Below are 17,305 nucleotides of genomic sequence, written 5' to 3' on the forward strand. Positions count from 1 at the left end.
ATGATAACAATTTTTGGTAAAATATCTATGCTTTAAGTCCGAATATTGTAAGCTCTTAACAGGTTTTGCGTAATTTATGAGTTGAAAGGCCTTGTTTCCAGAAGAAAGCAGTCAGAATTCACTTGTAAAACTGAGCCTTGCGTATACCAGTCACCTAAAACTATGCGTGTTTTCTTAACCCCGTTGACGTCGAAATGGTGTGTATCTGGACGATGTGTGTGACCATGAATCATCAGGTCGACGCAATATTGAGACATCACATTTTCTACTTCGCTTTGGTTAACATCCATGATGTCCAAAGATTTGTTGCTTTTATCATCTCGAATATCAGATTGAACTTTGGCGACGATTTTTTTCTTTATAAACCAAGGGATATGGTTGAAGACCCATTGCAACCATGGTTGGTGAACGGTTTTGCGAAATTTCTGATAGTCAACATCGTCTGTACATAGCGTATCGCCATGTAAGATCACCGCATTTTTGCCATAAAGATCAATGGTACAAACATCATCAAGAAGCGTAATTCCCGTTTGTTTGCAAAAACGTTTCCCTAACAGGAAGTCACGGTTGCCTTGAATAAAGAAGACACGAACACCGCTGTCGGTAAGTGCTTTAAATTCGGTCCTAATTTTGTTTGCGAAAGGCGTTTTGTCGTCGTCACCGACCCAAAACTCGAAAAGATCGCCTAATACGTATAAAGCGTCTGCTTTTGGGGCTTCTGTGCGCATAAACGTCACAAAGCATTCTGTAATGTCAGGGCGTGACGGCGTAAGGTGCAGGTCTGATATAAATAATGTTGTCATAGAAATAAGGGGAGGCGAGGCCTCCCCATTTAATTAAGTGGTGGGAATAATTCGTAAGAATTACTCTTCGATTGTTGTACCAGTGATTACCACGTCTTCTAGTGGTACGTCTTGGTGCATGCCGTAAGAACCAGTGCTAACGCCTTTGATTTGGTTAACTACGTCCATACCTTCTACAACTTCACCGAATACACAGTAACCCCAACCGTCTAGGCTTTCGCTACGGAAGTCTAGGAATGTGTTGTTGTTTACGTTGATGAAGAACTGAGAGCTTGCTGAGTGCGGCTCCATAGTACGTGCCATAGCAAGAGTACCTACTTTGTTGCTAAGGCCGTTGTTTGCTTCATTTTTGATCGGTGCACGTGTTGCTTTTTCACGTAGACCTGATTCCATGCCGCCACCTTGAACCATGAAACCATCAATAACACGATGGAATAGAGTGTTGTCGTAAAAACCGTCGCGGCAGTACTGTAGGAAGTTTGCGCTTGTTTCTGGCGCTTTCTCTTCGTTTAGTTGAATCTTGATGTCACCAAAATTAGTGTGAAGGGTGATCATGCTACTGTCCTTTACTGTGTTGTATTGAGCCCGAGATTCTAGCCTAAGTTACAACGCTTTAAAAACTCAGGAAGAAGAAATTAATCGTTTTGTGCTTGAAGTTTAGCCGATTATCGTTTTATCGGTTAATTCCTATTACCTAATAAGGTCGGAGTTGTTATACTCGGCCTTCTTGTAATCATTCACAATCATAGATAGAGATCATGTTAAAGATATATAACACACTCACAAGACAGAAAGAGGAATTCAAACCAATTACAGCCGGCAAAGTTGGCATGTATGTCTGTGGAGTTACCATCTACGATCTCTGTCACATCGGCCACGGTCGTACTTTTGTGTCTTTTGACGTTGTTTCTCGCTACCTGCGTTACTTGGGTTACGATCTAACGTTTGTTCGCAATATCACCGATATCGACGATAAAATCATTAAGCGTGCAGCAGAAAACGGTGAATCTTGTGATTCATTAACTGAGCGCCTGATTGGCGAAATGCATGCTGATTTCGATGCGCTAAATATGAAGCGCCCGGACGTTGAGCCTCGCGCTACGCAGTTCATCACAGAAATCATCGATCTGGTTGAAAAGCTGATTGAACGTGGCTTTGCGTATGTTGCGGATAACGGCGACGTCATGTTTGAAGTAGGCAAGTTTGACGAATACGGTAAACTGTCTAAGCAAGACTTGGATCAGCTTCAGGCTGGTGCACGTGTTGATATCGAAACAGCAAAACGCAGCCCACTAGATTTCGTACTTTGGAAAATGTCTAAGCCAGGCGAACCAACTTGGGAATCTCCATGGGGCCCTGGCCGTCCAGGTTGGCACATTGAATGTTCTGCAATGAACTCGTCAATTCTTGGTAACCACTTCGATATCCACGGCGGCGGTTCTGACCTTCAGTTCCCTCACCACGAGAATGAGATCGCTCAGTCTTGCTGTGCACACGACACTAAGTACGTGAACACTTGGATGCACAGTGGCATGGTGATGGTCGATCGCGAGAAAATGTCTAAGTCTCTGGGCAATTTCTTCACCATCCGTGACGTTCTAGGTCACTACGATGCGGAAACTGTACGCTACTTCCTGATGTCTGGTCACTACCGTAGCCAACTAAACTACAGCGAAGATAACCTAAACCAAGCGCGTGCTTCACTTGAGCGTTTATACACTTCGCTACGTGGTCTTGATTTAAAAGCAGCACCAGCTGGTGGTGAAGAGTACGTTTCTCGCTTTACTAACGCGATGAATGACGATTTCAACACGCCTGAAGCTTACTCAGTACTGTTTGATATGGCGCGTGAAGTGAACCGTCTGAAGACAGAAAGCACCGAGAAAGCAAGCGAACTTGGCGCATTAATGCGTGAGCTTGCTGATGTTATCGGTATTCTTTATCAAGATCCTGAAGCCTTCCTAAAAGGTGACGCAGGTAATGATGATGAAGTGGCAGAAATTGAAGCGTTGATCAAACTGCGTAACGACTCTCGTGCGTCTAAAGATTGGGCGAACGCTGATATGGCTCGCGACAAGCTAACCGAAATGGGCATCGTGCTGGAAGATGGTCCAGAAGGCACAACTTGGCGTCGTAAGTAATTGAATTTTCTTTTTTTAAAGGGCTGATAATTCAGCCCTTTTATTTTCTACTTCTATAATTTTAACTTCAGGTAATGCTCTGTGGCTCAGATGTATTTCTACTACTCTGCGATGAATGCGGGTAAATCAACGACTCTTCTTCAATCTTCTTTTAACTACCAAGAACGTGGCATGACGCCAGTGATATTTACGGCAGCACTTGATGACCGCTACGGTGTGGGCAAAGTAAGCTCACGAATTGGTCTACAGTCAGACGCTCATCTTTTTGGTCAGGATACCAATTTATATCAGGAGATTGCTGCTCTAAACGAGGTTGAAAAGCGACATTGTATTCTTGTTGATGAGTGCCAGTTCTTAACCAAAGAGCAGGTATATCAACTAACAGAAGTGGTGGATAAGCTACATATCCCTGTACTTTGTTACGGCCTTAGAACCGATTTTCTTGGTGAACTTTTTGAAGGCAGCAAGTACCTGTTATCATGGGCAGACAAGTTGGTAGAACTTAAGACGATTTGTCACTGTGGCCGCAAAGCGAATATGGTTATTCGTACCGATGAAAATGGTGTTGCTATCAAAGAGGGCGACCAAGTCGCGATTGGCGGTAATGAACGCTATGTTTCAGTTTGTCGTCAGCATTACAAAGAAGCGTTAGGGAAATAGTCCTGATTCGCTAAACGCATACCAAAAAGCCACCAAAATCGGTGGCTTTTTTGCCATTTGGCGTTATTCAATTATGCAAAGTTAAAACCGAAACGTTGCAGTAATGCCTGATAAGACGACTCGACATTTTCCGGAATGACTTGCTCAGTCTGAAAACCTTTTTCAGGGTAGGTTTTGACGCGAGAATAGTCTTCCATCAATGCTTCTAACACCATCATCAACGGCATGTCTTCATTAATGTACTCGAAGAACGGATGTGCAGTGGAGCTCACTTGAAGTTGAGAATAGGGCGATTGCCATTGTTTCTCGAACGTAGCGATGGCTCGACGCTCCATAAATGGTTTTTGCACCAAAATCACTGAGTCACACAAAATACCGCTGTTTTCGAGTAGCTGATGAGTAAAGCGTACGTTTTCACCACTATTTGTTGATTGGGTTTCTAACAATATTGCATCGCCAGGGACACCTGCCGCTTGCGCGATTTCTGCGAAAGCTTCAGCTTCACTTTTGTCAAACAAACCATCTGTAAATCGCCCTTTACCGCCAGAGAACACAATGAGTGGTGCAAGTTTCTGCTGATAAAGCTTTGCAGCATGTTCTGCGACACGAAGGTCGTTACTGCACATGACTAATAAGCAATCTGCTGGTTTTAGCTGATGCTTAAGTTGCATGTAATCCCAGAGTGTTTCGATATGTTGATAAAGCTTCATAGTGCATCCAGCGTTGAGTTATATTGAAATTGATAACCGAGAGAAACGAGCTTATCTGCGACAATGCGCTTGTCGGCATCTTCTGTCACTGGAGGAAGAGAAAGCTCCGCGCCACTCTTAGTGATTGCAGCCTGATAGAACTCGGCTTTGCTGACGGTATTGGGTGTTGTCACGTTAACAATTTCATTATCAATGTGTTCCAGTGCAAATTTTGCAGCGGCAACCGCGTCTTTTTGATGAAGCATGTTTGCAGGGGCCTTGCGGCTAACTTGTTTGAGTCGCGCAGCAAAGCGAGCCGGGTTTCTGTCCGGGCCAATCAACCCGCTACATCTTAAAATGGCATAGTGAATACCAGAGTCGATGACAGACTGCTCCGCCTGCAACATGATCTGCGCGTTTTCAGAAAAATGAGGATGGTTTTGTGCCAGTTTCAACGAGGCGGAATCTTCATTCATGTCAGAGGGCAAATTAGGGTAGACCGTCGTGGAACTGATCATCACTAACTTTTCGATCTCTTGCTGCTTTGCGGTTTCAACTAAGGTTGCCCATTGCTGAGCATACTCTTGACCACCACCTTTTCTAAATCCTGGGGGAAACGCACCGACGATGTGCTTGATTTGATACCGCTGGATAAGCTCTGGCAATTTTATTTCTGCGTGTGGTTGAGTGAGATCGAGGATCTCAGCGTTCATGAGTATCGATGGTAATTCATCCAACCTTTCCTGGCTGCGGCGAGTCACTACAACAGTCTGTCCTTCGTCTACTAACGCTTGGGCGAGTGGTGTGCCTAGCCAGCCTGCACCTACAATCAATGTGTTTGCCATATGTCTCTTCCCGACTAAATTAAAATTGTTAAACAGAGTTATGCGCGTTGTATTGTTCACTGAAGCAAGGGAGGGGATACCTTATCAGGCGTCTAATCTGGTATCGATGTACGTTATTGATTGCAATAGTCAAACTTCAGTGTATTAGAAATAAGTGTAAACCTATTGGCAAAATATGTGAATGCCATCAATGATGATGGCACTTTATAGGAGGAAAGGTGATTGATATTTGTACGGTCAAGCTAGCGATGTTACGGTTTCAGACCGCTTTTGACGGCTTGAACGCTAATCATGCAGCCATTGACGTTTAGATTAGCTTGCTGCTAGTACTCGTAAGATTTTTTCTGCGTGTTCTGCGACCTCAATACCTTCGTCAGTTAAATAGCCACCATCAGGCTGTGTGCAGAGTTTTTTCTCATACAGACGAGCAATGGCAGTTTGCGTTTCTTCGGACGCATCTTTGTGAACTTTAATGCCCGTTGCCGCACTGCTTAAATCGAACTGAAGAAGTAGATTCAATTCGGCCATGTGTTCCGCTGAATATTTCATAAATAATTCCTTTGCGCTTTTTTATCCAAGCTAGTCTCAAAAACCAACTAGAGCAACACAAAACCGCGAGAAGTGTTAACTGTATTGCTATCAGGCTGATATAACGTGGGATTTTTGTTCGAAAGAAAATATTCTTGTCACATATCAATGACAGTAAAAATTTGCCATTTTAGTGTCCCAGATTTGGTGATAAACATCCCGCAAACAATATTTTTAGTTAACACTACAAATACCCCTTGAAAAAGTGTGAAAATCGCGCGATTATCGCCGCCTCCTTAATTGTTTCTAAATGTTACGCCACCATGAATTTCAATCAGTTTGACTCATTATTACCGCCGCAAGCTGCTGAACGCGCTGCCGAAGTTGGTGTAGGTAAAGCGACTAAAGCACCTGTTAAATCCTTCCTACTTGCCATCTCCGCAGGGCTTCATATTGGTATTGCATTCATTTTCTATACAACCGTAACAACGGGTGCAGGCGACTTACCTTGGGGCATGACGCGTTTAATTGGTGGTCTTGCGTTTAGTCTTGGATTGATCCTTGTGGTGGTCACTGGCGGTGAGCTTTTCACCAGCTCGGTGTTGACACTGGTAGCGCGCGCCAGTGGAAAAATTTCCTGGAAGGCGTTAGTTAAAAACTGGTTTGTGGTTTACTTTGGTAACATGGCTGGTGCCGCTATGCTGGTGGCTTGTATGCTGGTCAGCAAGCAGTATATGTTTGATGGCGGGCAGGTCGGCTTAAATGCCATGGCTATTTCCCAGCATAAATTACATCACGGTTTCTTCGCGGCAGTCGCCCTAGGCATAATGTGTAACGTTTTAGTGTGTATTGCTGTCTGGATGACATTCAGTGGACGCACCTTAACCGATAAGATTGCGGTAATGATTCTACCCGTTGCCATGTTTGTGTCAGCAGGTTTTGAGCACTGTATTGCGAACATGTTCCAAGTTCCAATGGCGATTGGGATTAAATACTTTGCTCCGGAATCGTTCTGGCAAATGACTGGCGCAGATATTGCGAATTACGCGGATTTGAACATGACAGGCTTCATTCTCAACAACCTGATCCCTGTTACGTTAGGGAATATTATCGGTGGCGGTGTGTTTGTCGGTATGTGGTACTGGATGATTTACCTGCGTGATGAAGACAAGCACCTGAGATAATCAGTGATCTTCTCTATTTCAGATTAGTAAAAGGCGAGCTCAAATAGCTCGCCTTTCTCTTGTCTGTTGTCTTGCGTCTGCTCGCTTTAAACCTATGCAGCTATACCAACTCTTCGTTAATCCCAAACTCGATCGGCACCCAGTGTGACGTCATTTCATTTGGTACCTGAACCAGCCACTCCAGCGGCGTGTCAGACAACAATTCATCATACTTTTCAGAGACCATTAATACATCCATGATAGTTGCTCCTTTATGCTACTCCCTGCACTCTAAAACTAGAGTATTTCAGCTAAGTGATCAATTTATGACCGTTACGTTTCGGAAAAACCTTTTTCCAGACAACCTGTTATGTTTCTGATTGCGTATGTTTTTTCATTGCTTATCCACATTTTCTGTGGATAACCTGTCTTAAAGATCGTGTGTATCTATCTGACTGTAGAAAATATTATAAAATTAAACGGTTATATGCGAGTAAGTCGAGCTTATTTTGTAGAACTTTTTTGCTCAATTTTTACTCTAATTCGGCCTTCTTTGGTTTGCACGCTGCTCAATGTCATTTCTAGGGTGATAACCACAGATATATTTAACATGACGAAAATCGCTAACATGATCACCAATTGATACTTTATCGCGACCAGAGGGCTTGCTCCTCCTAAGATCTGCCCTGTCATCATCCCTGGAAGCGTGACAAGGCCAGTTGCGGTCATTGATGCTAAGATTGGAGCCATGGATTTTCTTAGCGCCTCTTGAACAAAGGGAAATGAAGCGTATTTAGGAGATGCACCAAGTGAAATAGCGGCTTCATACTCTGTCTTACGTTCTTCAAAGGCGGTAAAGAGGTTTTGTAGCGCGATGATGTTGCTGCTTAAGCTATTACCTAACAACATACCTGCCAGAGGAATCATGTATTGGGCACTATAAAGAGGAGTCGGTTGAACTAAACCTACCATCATGGCAATCAGAAGCGGGCATAGACCGCAAACAAGCCCTGTGATTAAAGGCAGCATCAATGGTTTTTTAGGTAAGTGAGCTTTACCCGCAATCGTGCTTGCGCCAACCACAATCATGACAGCTATCCATAGCACGTTGATCAGTAAACTATTTAGGTGGAAGAGGTACTCTAAGTAAACGCCTATCAGGATCAGCTGCACTGTCATACGAAGAACACTGATCGTAGTGTCTTTCGCAATTCCCAATTTGTAGCGATAGTTAATTGCCAGTGGGATGAGCAAAATCAAGCTGAATAACGCCAGTTTTATCCAGCTAATATCTACTACGCTGTCCATCAATTCTCCTAAGTTCTCGTCTTTATCCTTTCTATATTAACTCATTTTTTTCGAATGACTTTAAATGCGAGTTAAAGCCTCCTTTATAAATCATTTCTTATCAATTTGTTTACATTATTTGGTTTTTCTTCGCTATGAAAATGCATTTTCCCCGTAATGTTTAACGTGAAAATGTTATTTGTGTTTTTATATTGTTGCCAATTTAACGTTTATTTAAAAGACTTATTTTTTCATATCTGTTCATGTTTTTTAATAAATAATATCAATCCCACACATCTCCGTTCGAACTCAAAAAAGTGTTGAATAACAAGGGTTGAAGGGCGTTATTTGATTGAACCCTACTATTAATATGGACTAACATTTTCGGTTATAAATTGTAAAAAACTTAAGCTCTATTTCCTGAGCTTTTCAATAACACTAAATACAAAGTAGGCAAATGTATGAGAGATGTTAATAATATTGAGTGCAGTGAAAAACGCTCCCTTGAATGGAAGTCGTTTTTCTTTATCGCGGTTGTTCTCTTTCCAATTTTAAGTGTGGGTTTCGTTGGCGGTTACGGATTCATCGTATGGATGTTGCAGGTGTTCTTCTTTGGACCTCCTGGTGCGCACGGTATGTAAGCCGTTGAGCTCATAACCACACTTTTGAAAAGATTTTAAGAGAGCAAATAATGAAATCATTAATCATTAAACTGTGGCGTACGATGACACGCCCTGCCGTGCATATCAGCCTTGGTGTGCTAACTATGGGTGGCTTTATCGCAGGCGTTATTTTCTGGGGTGGCTTCAACACAGCGTTAGAAGCGACCAACACGGAAGAGTTCTGTATCAGCTGTCACACCATGCGCGACAACGTTTATGTTGAACTGCAAGACACGGTTCACTGGAAAAACCACTCTGGTGTACGTGCGACTTGTCCTGACTGTCACGTTCCACATAACTGGACAGATAAAATCGCTCGTAAGATGCAGGCTTCTAAAGAAGTGTTTGCACAAGTATTTGGTAACTACGATGAAGAAGGGGTGTTTGAAGAGCGCCGTATCGAGTTAGCCAAACATGAATGGGATCGTTTTTCTGCGAACAAATCTCTTGAATGTAAAAACTGCCATAACTACGACTCGATGGACTTCGACCAGATGTCTCCGACCGCGCGTATTCAAATGAAACAAGCCGCAGAGAAAGATCAAAGCTGTGTCGACTGCCACAAAGGCATTGCGCACAACTTACCTGCTGGTATGGATAGCATCGGCGGTATTGTCGGCGATCTGGAACAAATGACATCAAACACGGATTACGCAGTAGGTCAGCAGCTAGTCAGCATTCGTCATCTTCCACTTTACTTTGATGAGCAAGGCACTAAAGAAGCGGGTCTTCTGAACCCGGCATCGACCGTAAAAGTGATCGAAGAAAAAGGCGACTTTGTTGAAATCGAAATCGATGGCTGGCGTAAAGCGAAAGGCTTTGGTCGCGTAATCCAAGAAGATTTCGGTAAGAACATTGCGACTGCATCTCTGCTAAAAGAAGCGTCTACCGACAGCAACATGGTGACGACAGGTGAAAAACGTGTTGATGAACTCACTGGTCTCCCATGGGAAAAAGTGACAGCAAAAGCTTGGCTGAAGAAAGAGTCGGCGTTGAACGATATCAATCCAGTATGGGAAAAATCTCGTGAAGCGTACAAAACCAACTGTTCAGTATGTCACACGCAACCTGCTGAAGCGCACTTCGACGCGAACACCTGGCCAGGTATGTTCGACGGTATGTTAGCGTTCGTGAACCTGGATACGGACAGCGAAGCGCTTATCTTGAAATATCTACAGAAGCACTCTTCAGATTATGCTGAAGGCCACCACTAATAAGCGTCGGATTGGAGAATTTTAAATGGCTATTACACGAAGAAGTTTTCTTAAAGGCGTAGCAACGACAAGTGCCGCGTCAGTTATCGGTCCAAGCTTATTAGCGTCAGCTTCTGCAAAAGCCGCGGAATCGACTGGTACCTGGAAAGTGACGGGCTCGCACTGGGGCGCATTTCGCGCTCATATCTACGCGGGTAAGGTTCAGGAGATCAAACCACTAGAGCTTGATAAGAACCCGACAGAGATGCTGAACGGCATCAAGGGCATCATTTACAGCCCATCGCGTGTTCGTTACCCAATGGTTCGTCTGGATTGGCTCAAAAAGCACAAGTACAGCGCAGATACTCGCGGCAACAACCGTTTTATCCGTGTAACGTGGGATGAAGCACTGGATCTGTTCTACCGTGAGTTAGAGCGTGTACAGAAAGAATACGGTCCGTGGGCGTTACACGCTGGCCAAACTGGCTGGAACCAAACGGGTGCGTTCAACAACTGTACCGCACACATGCAACGTGCGGTGGGCATGCATGGTAACTTCATCACAAAAGTTGGCGACTACTCGACGGGTGCGGGTCAAACCATCATGCCTTACGTACTCGGTTCAACAGAAGTTTATGCACAAGGTACGTCTTGGTCTGAAATCTTAGAGAACTCGGACAACATTGTTTTGTGGGCAAACGATCCAGTGAAAAACCTTCAGGTAGGTTGGAACTGTGAAACGCACGAATCTTTCAAGTATCTAGAACAGCTAAAAGAGAAAGTCGCGAAAGGTGAGATCAACGTTCTGTCTGTTGACCCAGTGAAGAACAAAACTCAGCGCTACCTAGAGAACGATCACCTGTACATCAACCCGATGACCGACGTGGCGTTCATGCTGGCTGTTGCACACGTGCTGTACAACGAAGAGCTCTACGATAAGAAGTTCATTAAGACTTACTGTCTGGGTTTTGAAGAGTTCATTCAATACGTTCAGGGTCAAACCAAAGATAAGACGGAAAAGACTCCTGAGTGGGCGGCATCAATTTGTGGCGTGAAGGCGGACAAGATTCGCGAATTCGCCCGCATGTTGGTGAATGGTCGTACGCAAATCTTGATGGGCTGGTGTATTCAGCGTCAGGAGCACGGCGAACAACCATATTGGGCGGCTGCGGTTGTTGCTGCGATGGTAGGTCAGATTGGTCTGCCGGGCGGCGGTATCTCTTATGGTCACCACTACTCAAGTATCGGTGTTCCATCAACGGGTTTCGCTGGCCCTGGCGGTTTCCCGCGTAACCTTGACCAAGGTATGAAACCGAAGTGGGATAACAATGATTTCAACGGCTACAGTCGCACTATCCCGGTAGCGCGTTGGATTGATGCTATTCTCGAGCCAGGTAAAGAGATCAATTACAACGGCGGCAAAGTTAAACTGCCAGATTTCAAAATGATGGTTATCTCGGGTTGTAACCCATGGCACCATCACCAAGATCGCAACCGCATGAAGAAAGCGTTCAAGAAGCTACAAACGGTTGTGACCATTGAGTTTGCGTGGACGGCAACTTGTCGCTTCTCTGATATCGTATTACCAGCTTGTACTCAGTGGGAGCGTAACGATATCGACGTTTATGGCTCATACTCAAGCCGTGGTTTGGTGGCGATGCACCGTTTAGTGGATCCACTGTTCCAATCTAAACCTGACTTCCAGATCATGAGTGAACTGACACAGCGCTTTGGCCGCCGTGAAGAGTACACTCGTGGTATGAGTGAGATGGAATGGATCGAAAGCCTGTACAACGATTGTAAGAAAGCCAATGAAGGTAAATTCGAAATGCCAGAGTTCAACGAATTCTGGGAGAAGAGTGTACTGGACTTTGGTGAAGGCAAACCTTGGGTTCGTCACGCGGATTTCCGTAAAGATCCAGAGTTGAATCCACTGGGTACGCCATCTGGTTTCATCGAGATTACCTCTCGTAAGATCGGTCGTTACGGTTACGAACATTGTCAAGAGCACCCAATGTGGTTCGAAAAATCAGAACGTTCACACGGTGGTCCGGGTTCAGACAAATACCCATTCTGGTTGCAGTCTTGTCACCCTGATAAGCGCTTACACTCACAAATGTGTGAATCTGAAGAGTTCCGCGCCACTTACGCGGTGCAAGGTCGTGAGCCTGTTTACATCAACCCGGTTGATGCAAAAGCGAAAGGCATTAAAGATGGTGACTTGGTGCGTGTATTTAACGGTCGTGGTCAGCTTTTGGCAGGTGCGGTTCTGACCGACAGTTACCCACGTGGCGTTGTTCGTATCGAAGAAGGTGCCTGGTATGGTCCTCTGAACGAGAAAGAAGGCGCTATCTGTACGTATGGTGACCCTAATACGCTAACGCAAGACATCGGTTCGTCTGAGCTTGCACAGGCTACTTCTGCGAACACTTGTATCGTCGACTTTGAGAAGTTCACAGGTAAAGTGCCGCCGGTCACATCATTCGGTGGTCCAATCGAAGTTGCTTAATACAAGCACAAGTACAAAATCCAATACCAGCCTTCGGGCTGGTATTTTTTTAGCTGAATTTTGGGGAGCGTTATCTCAATAATTATGTTTCACTAAGAGCTAAGGTGTATTCGTGAGGCAACTAACGATTTACGCTTCTAAACCGTAGGATAATGGTGACCGTACCTAAACGGTTCATATTGAACCAAGTCTCTTGGGTATAAAGATAATAATAACTAAGTAGATCTAATATGACTCAAACCTTTCAGTTCGCTAATCGCATAGAAATTACCGTCGTTGATAGCGACCTGCGCGCCGATGTCATCGGCAATCAAGTACACTTTTCTTTTGCTGGTATCCACCAGAAGACCTTTACTGATCGCGAAGTGCTCTTTGAAGTCCCATTTTTATATGAACATGGCGCTCGCGTGATCGGAGACGGTTTTCAGATGCTGGCACAAACCTCGGGGACTATAAGCCAGCCTATTGATGTTGGTCGTTGTCCTGATAACAATCCGAGTTATCGGATCTATTCTCAAGATGAACCCAAGCGTTACTACAACTACTTAGTGGTTGAAGACTCTGATGGATATACGTTATTTGGCTTTACCAGTTGCCGTCGCTTCGCTGGCTATTTTGATGTGCGATTGCATGAAGGTCAGTGGATTCTGGCTGCGGCTATTGATGGCGAGCATACACAAGTGACCGATTGGGAAAGTAATGCTTTGGAGTCTGTTACCGTGCTGAGCGGAACATCATTGTCAGCACTTTACCAACAATACAGCAAGATGATTACAGACAATCATCCGGTACGTAACGGTGTCACACAACGTGCTCCTGTAGGTTGGTGCTCGTGGTACGCCTATTACGCTGACGTGACAGAAACGAACATTCTGAAAAACGTCGAGTGTATGAGCGATAAGCTGGCGGATCTTGAGTGGGTGTTACTTGACGATGGCTATCAGGCGTTCATGGGGGACTGGCTGACGCCTTCCGATAAGTTTTCTGGTGGTGTAAAAGAGTTAATTCAGAACATTCGTTCTAAGGGGAAAAAGCCAGCGATTTGGATGGCGCCATTTATTGCTCAACCAGAGTCGGAAGTGTTCAAACAACACCCTGACTGGTTTGTGCGCCATCATGATGGCAGTTTAATGAAAGCTGAAGATGTTACCTACGGAGGCTGGCGATGCACACCGTGGTATATTCTCGATACTTCTCATCCAGAAGTCCAAGATCACCTTACCCATGTGGTGTCTGTCATGCGTGAAGAGTGGGGCGTCGAACTGTTTAAGCTGGATGCCAACTATTGGGGTACCCTCAAAGGAAAACGCAGCCAGTCTGGAGTGACAGGCGTTGAAGCGTACCGAATGGGCATGGAAGCGATAGCGAAAGGGGCGGGTGACGCTTGGCTGCTGGGTTGTAATGCGCCAATGTGGCCTTCACTGGGGCTGGTGGATGCGATGCGTGTTTCCGATGACGTTGAACGTCATAGTCATCGCTTCGAACAAATTGCTAAAGAAACATTTTACCGCAGTTGGCAGCACCGAAAGCTTTGGCAGATTGACCCAGACTGCGCAACGTTTACCTCGTTACCAAATCAAGCGGCTTCGCGTGAGGACTACGAATTTCATCGTACTGTACTTTTGGCTTGTGGTGGTTTGTTACTTTCTGGCGATCCACTGCCAGAGATTACCCCATTTGCGAGCAAAACGTTGTCGAAACTTATGTTGCGCCAGCGTCGCAGCCAAGAGTCTGCCATCTTTTCGTCATTGAATTTAAATCACGCATTTTTGAAGCTAACATCGAAAAATGATCTGCATTGTTTGTTTAACTTCTCAAATCAAGACGCAACGGAGTTTACGCTGACTTCGGACAAGCCTGTCGACTGGTATGATTTCTGGTCGGGAGAAAAGCTGAATCAAGACCCTTGTCAGATGTTTTTAGTCAGCCTGGATAAGGGCTTGAATGCAAAAGCCATCGTCACGGTATAGTGTGATGAATTAAGCGTAGAAAAGAGCCTCAAATGAGGCTCTTTTTCCATTTTGAAGCGGTTAAAGCTCAAATAAAAAGTAGTAACCGTAACCAACAATAAATGCAGGAATCGATGAGTAAATAGTCGCAACAAGTGCTGCTTTTGGGGCCATTGCAATAGCCGGGAAAAGGGCATCACCATCGTTTGAGATTGCATTGGCTATTTGCGCTGAAAATGGTGCAGCACCGGAAAGATACAAACTTGTCACTAAAATCTGAGGTCCACACCCTGGAAGCGTGCCAATTGCCAGACCGGCCAATGGCATCCAGATCCCCCAATCCGAGAGAGAACCGGCTATATCCAGCCCCGAAAAGTACGTCGTAAACTCAAAAGCGAGGAAGGCAATGATCACCCACGCGCTGACGAAGTTAGTATCTTGCGCCGCTTTTTGAATCGGATGGGAGTCGGTAATTTTCGCATCTTCGGATACCGTCGATTGGTAACAGCCCAGCTCTTTGGTCATTGCCCAAAGTGACATCGTCATTACCGAGAAAGTCGCCCCAACCCATTCAATGGTATTTGATGGCAAGTTAAGCAACTTGTTGATATCCAATTGGAAAGACATCATCAGTGCGATAATACTGGTCGGCAATAGCAGCCATTTCCAGAATGTGCCTTGTAAATTGATCGCCTTTTGTTCTTGTTCGTTATAGCGCTTGCTCTGGCTTTGCGTATCAAAAGATTCATTTGGATCGATTTTATGGACAGGGCGTAAAAAATCTTCTTTATGAAAAGCATTTACAACCAGCCCGGAAATCGTGCCGACGACGATGCCCGTAATAACTACGCCCAACCCAACCATGGGTTTAGCCGCGAGTAGTAAAAAAGCCGCGTCACCCATTGTTGATGTCAGTACAGCGACAATGGCGCCAAAACCAACTCGTCCACTGATAAACTGAGTCGTCACAACAATTGCGCCGCCACACCCGGGCAAGGCACCAAGCAGCGCAGCGAAAAATACCTGATGAGTTTGAGAGTGACGGTAGAGTTCGGTAAATCGATTCGGTTTCGATAATAAGTGGGAAAGGTAATGATAAATCACCAGAGTCGCACAGACATAACACGATACTGCCCAAAAGGAGTCGGACAGTGTTGTAACCGCGACATCACGAGTGTGTTCATTGATCAACAACGCGAGCATAAAGACAGGAATAAGCAGGCGTTTATACGCTAGGCGGAACTGAGTTGGCCGAAGCAAGTTCTGGGCTGAATGCAAAAATCTCGTCGCGTTCATTCTGGGCTCAAATGCAAATGGGAATAATTATCATTATATTGTAATGAGATTTATTCGCAACAGAGTTATGCACTTTTCTTCGTGTCAAAGTCCGTCAAATCAGGTAAAGTACGGGCCTTTGTGAGCAAACAGCTTCCAAGGCACAAGATGCCATTATCCGGAAGCGTATCAAATTGACTTGAATAGGAAGAGACATGATTCTAGTTGTAGGTCATAAGAACCCAGACAGTGATAGTATTTGTAGTGCACTCGTTGCAACTGAACTTCTTACGGCGCGTGGTGTTGAAGCAATGCCAATTCGTCAGGGCGAAATCAACCGTGAAACTCAGCACATCCTTGAAGTAGCTGGCGCAGAAGTTCCAGAACTTCGCACTTCAGTAGCGGGTGAAACTGTTTGGCTAGTAGACTACTCAGATCTAGCGCAAGCACCAGACGACATCGCTGAAGCTGAAATCGCGGGTATCGTTGACCACCACCGCCTAGGTGACGTGATGACAGTAAACCCAATGGAAGCATGGATCTGGCCTGTTGGTTGTACTAACACGGTACTATTCAACATGTTCAAGATTGAAGGTCACGAGATCAAGCCTCAAATCGCTAAGCTAATGATGTCAGCAATCCTATCTGACACAGTGGGCTTCGCTTCTCCAACTTGTACTCAAAAAGACAAAGATGCCGTTGCTGAGCTAGCTGCAATCGCAGACGTACAAGACGTTGACGCATTCACGAAAGATCTTCTAATCGCGAAAACAAACATCGAAGGTCTGTCAGCAGCTGAGCTAGTTGAAAAAGACCTGAAAGGTTACCCATTCAACGGTCGTGACGTAGTAGTAGGTCAGGTTGAACTTGCAACACTAGAGCAAGTTGACGGTATGATCGAAGCACTAGAAGCAGACCTGGAATCTCGTTGTGAGAAAGATAACCTAGCGTTCGCTGCTGTGATGCTAACAGACATCACTACTGCTCAAACTCGTCTTCTATACAAAGGTGAGTGGGCAGAGAAGCTAGTTAAGCATGAAGACAACGGCATGCTAATGATGGAAAATACTCTAAGCCGTAAGAAGCAAGGCTGGCCTTGGCTTCAAACTGAATTAGCGTAATTTTCACATTACCAGCTTATAATTGAAATGCCCGCCGATAGGTGGGCATTTTTCTATGGGAAACAGGAGACCAACATGTCCGAGGCATTGACCCAAGAGCAAATGGATACCATCAATCGTTATAATGAAGAACAACGGTTGAAGTACTGCGTAAAAGAGATCGTCGCGAATCGCAAGGTATGGATTCTAAAAGATGAACACGGTTGTGTGATGCTGAATACAGAAGATGACGATTGTGTCCCTGTATGGCCGAACGAAGAGTTTGCTCAGCAGTGGGCGACAGGTGAATGGGAAAATTGCGAGCCAGAAGCTATCTCACTTAATAAATGGCACAGCCGCTGGACTGTGGGACTAGAAGATGACGAGCTTTCGGTTGTGGTATTCCCAAATCAGAACGAAGAGGGTGTTGTTCTGTTTCCGGATGAGTTTGATTTCGAACTTCGTAAACTCGCTGGTCGACGATAGTTAAATCCAAAGATC

The 17,305-nt window shown here is 45.0% G+C and carries 17 protein-coding genes; 9 read left to right on the forward strand and 8 right to left on the reverse strand.

What is annotated here, in order from left to right:
- Positions 1 to 74: 74 nt before the first annotated feature.
- Together lpxH and DBX26_RS05600 are read right to left on the reverse strand one after the other, a co-directional pair.
- Positions 75 to 803, reverse strand: coding sequence for a UDP-2,3-diacylglucosamine diphosphatase (gene lpxH / locus DBX26_RS05595; protein WP_118118175.1), 729 nt, complete (start codon positions 801 to 803; stop codon positions 75 to 77).
- A 60-nt stretch (positions 804 to 863) separates the two neighbouring features.
- On the reverse strand, positions 864 to 1,358 hold the full coding sequence (locus DBX26_RS05600) for a peptidylprolyl isomerase (protein WP_020332956.1): 495 nt from the start codon (positions 1,356 to 1,358) through the stop codon (positions 864 to 866).
- A gap of 203 nt (positions 1,359 to 1,561) precedes the next feature.
- Here DBX26_RS05600 and cysS point away from each other — a divergent pair, with 203 nt between their 5' ends.
- Positions 1,562 to 2,944 (forward strand): cysteine--tRNA ligase, encoded by a 1,383-nt coding sequence (cysS, locus tag DBX26_RS05605; protein WP_118118177.1) that lies wholly within the window; start codon positions 1,562 to 1,564, stop codon positions 2,942 to 2,944.
- Positions 2,945 to 3,025: 81 nt separating this feature from the next.
- Positions 3,026 to 3,604 carry a thymidine kinase gene (locus DBX26_RS05610; RefSeq protein WP_118118179.1) on the forward strand — a complete coding sequence of 193 codons (579 nt, stop codon included), beginning with the start codon at positions 3,026 to 3,028 and terminating at the stop codon, positions 3,602 to 3,604.
- Between the two features lie 71 nt (positions 3,605 to 3,675).
- On the opposite strand, the gene DBX26_RS05615 is transcribed toward DBX26_RS05610, so the two are convergent.
- The 3 genes from DBX26_RS05615 to DBX26_RS05625 form a co-directional block, all read right to left on the reverse strand.
- A complete protein-coding gene (locus DBX26_RS05615) occupies positions 3,676 to 4,314 on the reverse strand; it encodes a YdcF family protein (protein ID WP_118118181.1) in 639 nt (212 codons plus the stop codon).
- Positions 4,311 to 5,138 (reverse strand): NAD-dependent epimerase/dehydratase family protein, encoded by an 828-nt coding sequence (locus tag DBX26_RS05620; RefSeq protein WP_118118183.1) that lies wholly within the window; start codon positions 5,136 to 5,138, stop codon positions 4,311 to 4,313. The genes DBX26_RS05615 and DBX26_RS05620 overlap by 4 nt, the downstream gene beginning before the upstream one ends.
- A gap of 312 nt (positions 5,139 to 5,450) precedes the next feature.
- Entirely contained in the window at positions 5,451 to 5,687 is a 237-nt protein-coding gene (locus tag DBX26_RS05625; protein ID WP_014231502.1) for a TIGR02647 family protein, read from the reverse strand.
- Positions 5,688 to 5,989: 302 nt separating this feature from the next.
- Between DBX26_RS05625 and focA the strand changes: the two genes are divergently transcribed.
- Entirely contained in the window at positions 5,990 to 6,850 is an 861-nt protein-coding gene (focA, locus tag DBX26_RS05630; protein ID WP_118118185.1) for a formate transporter FocA, read from the forward strand.
- Positions 6,851 to 6,950: 100 nt separating this feature from the next.
- Here the strand turns inward: focA and DBX26_RS25420 are convergent, their stop codons facing one another.
- Positions 6,951 to 7,088 (reverse strand): hypothetical protein, encoded by a 138-nt coding sequence (locus DBX26_RS25420; protein ID WP_014231504.1) that lies wholly within the window; start codon positions 7,086 to 7,088, stop codon positions 6,951 to 6,953.
- 245 nt (positions 7,089 to 7,333) lie between these two features.
- Entirely contained in the window at positions 7,334 to 8,137 is an 804-nt protein-coding gene (locus DBX26_RS05635) for an ABC transporter permease (protein ID WP_118118187.1), read from the reverse strand.
- Positions 8,138 to 8,577: 440 nt separating this feature from the next.
- Between DBX26_RS05635 and torE the strand changes: the two genes are divergently transcribed.
- From torE to DBX26_RS05655, 4 genes are all read left to right on the forward strand, one after another.
- Positions 8,578 to 8,757 carry a trimethylamine N-oxide reductase system protein TorE gene (torE, locus tag DBX26_RS05640; protein ID WP_020332959.1) on the forward strand — a complete coding sequence of 60 codons (180 nt, stop codon included), beginning with the start codon at positions 8,578 to 8,580 and terminating at the stop codon, positions 8,755 to 8,757.
- Between the two features lie 50 nt (positions 8,758 to 8,807).
- The gene (torC, locus tag DBX26_RS05645) at positions 8,808 to 9,992 is read left to right on the forward strand and encodes a pentaheme c-type cytochrome TorC (protein ID WP_020332960.1); all 1,185 of its coding nucleotides are present in this window, start codon (positions 8,808 to 8,810) and stop codon (positions 9,990 to 9,992) included.
- A 25-nt stretch (positions 9,993 to 10,017) separates the two neighbouring features.
- Positions 10,018 to 12,480: a trimethylamine-N-oxide reductase TorA gene (gene torA / locus DBX26_RS05650; RefSeq protein WP_118118189.1), complete on the forward strand. Its 2,463-nt coding sequence runs from the start codon at positions 10,018 to 10,020 to the stop codon at positions 12,478 to 12,480.
- Between the two features lie 230 nt (positions 12,481 to 12,710).
- The gene (locus DBX26_RS05655; RefSeq protein ID WP_118118191.1) at positions 12,711 to 14,450 is read left to right on the forward strand and encodes a glycoside hydrolase family 36 protein; all 1,740 of its coding nucleotides are present in this window, start codon (positions 12,711 to 12,713) and stop codon (positions 14,448 to 14,450) included.
- A 60-nt stretch (positions 14,451 to 14,510) separates the two neighbouring features.
- Here the strand turns inward: DBX26_RS05655 and DBX26_RS05660 are convergent, their stop codons facing one another.
- Positions 14,511 to 15,725 (reverse strand): putative manganese transporter, encoded by a 1,215-nt coding sequence (locus DBX26_RS05660; protein WP_118118193.1) that lies wholly within the window; start codon positions 15,723 to 15,725, stop codon positions 14,511 to 14,513.
- A 194-nt stretch (positions 15,726 to 15,919) separates the two neighbouring features.
- Between DBX26_RS05660 and DBX26_RS05665 the strand changes: the two genes are divergently transcribed.
- Both DBX26_RS05665 and DBX26_RS05670 read left to right on the forward strand, forming a co-directional pair.
- Complete coding sequence (locus DBX26_RS05665; RefSeq protein ID WP_014231511.1) at positions 15,920 to 16,825, forward strand: manganese-dependent inorganic pyrophosphatase; 906 nt, start codon at positions 15,920 to 15,922, stop codon at positions 16,823 to 16,825.
- A gap of 75 nt (positions 16,826 to 16,900) precedes the next feature.
- Positions 16,901 to 17,290: a DUF2750 domain-containing protein gene (locus DBX26_RS05670; protein WP_014231512.1), complete on the forward strand. Its 390-nt coding sequence runs from the start codon at positions 16,901 to 16,903 to the stop codon at positions 17,288 to 17,290.
- Positions 17,291 to 17,305 lie beyond the last annotated feature (15 nt).

The sequence above is a fragment of the Vibrio sp. dhg genome (genome assembly GCF_003443775.1).
Lineage (GTDB): Bacteria > Pseudomonadota > Gammaproteobacteria > Enterobacterales > Vibrionaceae > Vibrio > Vibrio natriegens.